The organism is Cognatilysobacter terrigena (assembly GCF_004361065.1).
Classification (GTDB): domain Bacteria; phylum Pseudomonadota; class Gammaproteobacteria; order Xanthomonadales; family Xanthomonadaceae; genus Cognatilysobacter; species Cognatilysobacter terrigena.
Map to the genome: position 1 here is coordinate 1 of NZ_SELT01000053.1, position 2636 is coordinate 2636.

General features: G+C 64.8%; 5 protein-coding genes. All 5 read left to right on the top strand.

Translation table 11 applies throughout. From position 1 onward, the window contains the following. Positions 1 to 337 (top strand): EF-Tu C-terminal domain-related protein (locus EVS83_RS15280; RefSeq protein ID WP_484030514.1); only part of this gene is annotated, 337 nt, incomplete at its 5' end. A 511-nt stretch (positions 338 to 848) separates the two neighbouring features. Further along, positions 849 to 1160, top strand: a complete 312-nt coding sequence (gene rpsJ / locus EVS83_RS15285) for a 30S ribosomal protein S10 (protein ID WP_115647024.1) — start codon at positions 849 to 851, stop codon at positions 1158 to 1160. Between the two features lie 11 nt (positions 1161 to 1171). Beyond that, a complete protein-coding gene (gene rplC, locus EVS83_RS15290; protein ID WP_133502033.1) occupies positions 1172 to 1825 on the top strand; it encodes a 50S ribosomal protein L3 in 654 nt (217 codons plus the stop codon). Positions 1826 to 1835: 10 nt separating this feature from the next. Then, entirely contained in the window at positions 1836 to 2441 is a 606-nt protein-coding gene (gene rplD / locus EVS83_RS15295; RefSeq protein ID WP_133501593.1) for a 50S ribosomal protein L4, read from the top strand. Continuing rightward, a partial coding sequence (gene rplW / locus EVS83_RS15300) for a 50S ribosomal protein L23 (protein ID WP_133502035.1) occupies positions 2438 to 2636 on the top strand: 199 nt, incomplete at its 3' end. The genes rplD and rplW, both read left to right, overlap by 4 nt.

Below are 2636 nucleotides of genomic sequence, written 5' to 3' on the forward strand. Positions count from 1 at the left end.
GCGTGACGACGTCGAGCGCGGCCAGGTTCTCGCGAAGCCGGGTTCGATCACCCCGCATACCGAGTTCGAGGCCGAGGTGTACGTGCTGAGCAAGGACGAGGGCGGCCGCCACACGCCGTTCTTCAAGGGCTACCGCCCGCAGTTCTACTTCCGCACGACGGACATCACCGGTTCGATCACGCTGCCGGACGGCGTCGAGATGGTCATGCCGGGCGACAACATCAAGATGACGGTGTCGCTGATCAACCCGGTGGCGATGGACGAAGGCCTGCGCTTCGCGATCCGCGAAGGCGGCCGCACCGTCGGCGCCGGCGTCGTGGCGAAGATCATCAAGTAAGAGCGGTTCCGGCCGGTTATCCGGCCGATCCAGGCAAGTCGGAAAGGGCGCTTCGGCGCCCTTTCCTTTTAGTGAGAGGGTCGGTTTCCGTTCGACGTCGCCAAGCGGCGGTCGCGGCGAAACTCGCCTCCTTAGCCGGCCGAGCAGGCCGAGCGGGCGAAGCCGTACGTCGCCCACCCTGAATTTGTGGAGCTCGGCTCTTTACGCGGTCTTCGCATACAGGCTAGAATCGCGGTCCCTTCGATCCGTCGAGGGGATCGACAGCGAAATGAGGGGCAGGACGCCACTCGTATTCGCCCGACAGGGAAGCGTCGTGTGTCGCACCGGCTGCAGCTCGCGCTGCCCGCCGCAGTGCTTCACGCGCCTCGTACTTTTCTGTCTGGCGAGCCGGGAAACCGGCTCGCTTTGCTTTACGCGTGTCACCGGCCGCAGGGCACGAGGTACGCGGCCACCGTGGGGCATGGCGCATGAAGCCGCCGTGTCCGTCGCTCTTTAATCAAGGAATACCGTCATGGCGGACCAGAAGATCCGAATCCGGCTGAAAGCGTACGATCACCGACTGATCGACCGCTCGGCCAGCGAGATCGTCGAGACGGCTAAGCGGACCGGCGCGCAAGTGCGCGGCCCGATCCCGCTGCCGACCAAGACCGAGCGCTACACCATTCTCGTTTCGCCGCATGCCGACAAGGATGCGCGTGACCAGTACGAGACCCGCACGCACAAGCGCGTGCTCGACATCGTCGACCCCAACGACAAGACCGTGGACGCGCTCATGAAGCTCGAGCTCGCGGCGGGCGTTGACGTCCAGATCAAGCTGACCTGAGGCCTCCCACCATGACCGCGAAGAAATATTCGTTGGGCATTGTCGGTCGCAAGGCCGGCATGAGCCGCGTCTTCCTCGAAGACGGCAAGTCGGTTCCGGTGACGCTCATCGAAGCGACGCCGAACCGCATCACCCAGATCAAGACGCTCGACACCGATGGCTACACCGCAGTGCAGGTCACTGCCGGCGTGCGCCGCGCGTCGCTGCACACCAAGCCGGAAGCCGGTCACCTCGCGAAGGCGAAGGTCGAAGGCGGCCGTGGCCTCTGGGAGCTGCGCGTCGAGAACGACCAGATCAACGGTTTCGAGATTGGCGGCGAGATCAAGGCCGACATCTTCCAGCCGGGCCAGATGGTCGACGTGCAGGGCGTCAGCAAGGGCAAGGGCTTCCAGGGCACGATCAAGCGCTGGAACTTCACCATGGGTGATGCCACCCACGGTAACTCGCTCTCGCACCGTTCGCCGGGTTCGATCGGCCAGCGCCAGACGCCGGGCCGAGTGTTCCCGGGCAAGAAGATGTCCGGCCACATGGGCGCCGAGACCAAGACCGTGCAGGGCCTCGAGGTCGTCCGCGTGGACGCCGAGCGTGGCCTGATCGCCGTCAAGGGCGCGGTCCCGGGTGCTCCGGGTGGCGACGTCATCGTTCGCCCGACCACCAAGGGCTGAGGAGAAGACGATGGAACTCGCCATTAACAACAGCGGCAAGACGCTCTCGGTCTCCGACGCCGTCTTCGGCCGTGATTTCAGCGAAGACCTGGTCCACCAGGTCGTCGTCGCCTACCGCAACGCAGGTCGCTCGGGCACCAAGGCGCAGAAGACGCGCGCCGAAGTGAACGGCACCACGAAGAAGTCGAAGAAGCAGAAGGGTGGCGGTGCGCGTCACGGCGCCCTGACCGCTCCGATCTTCGTCGGCGGCGGCGTGACCTTCGCGGCCAAGCCGCGCAGCTTCGCGCAGAAGGTCAACCGCAAGATGTATCGCGCCGCGATGGCGTCGATCCTGTCGGAGCTCAACCGCCAGGGCCGCGTCACCGTCGTCGAGACGTTCGAGATCGACGCGCCGAAGACCAGCGGTCTCGTCGCCAAGCTCAAGGACCTCGGCACCGGCCGCCGTCCGCTCCTCGTCACCGAGGACGCGACGGAGAACCTGTACCTGTCGGCGCGCAACCTGCCGTACGTCGAAGTCCGCGATGTTCAGGGTCTCGACCCGGTGACGCTCGTCGGCGCCGACTCGGTGGTGTTCACGACCGATGCGGTCAAGAAGATCGAGGAGTGGCTGGCATGAACGACGCCAAGCTCTACAGCATCATCCGCGCGCCGCGCATCTCGGAAAAGACGGCCCGTCTGCAGGAAGTCTCGAACCAGTACGTGTTCGAGGTTTCGACGGAAGCCAACAAGATCGAGATCAAGGAAGCCGTCGAGAAGATTTTCGGCGTCAACGTCCGCTCGGTGAACGTGGTCAACGTGAAGGGCAAGAACA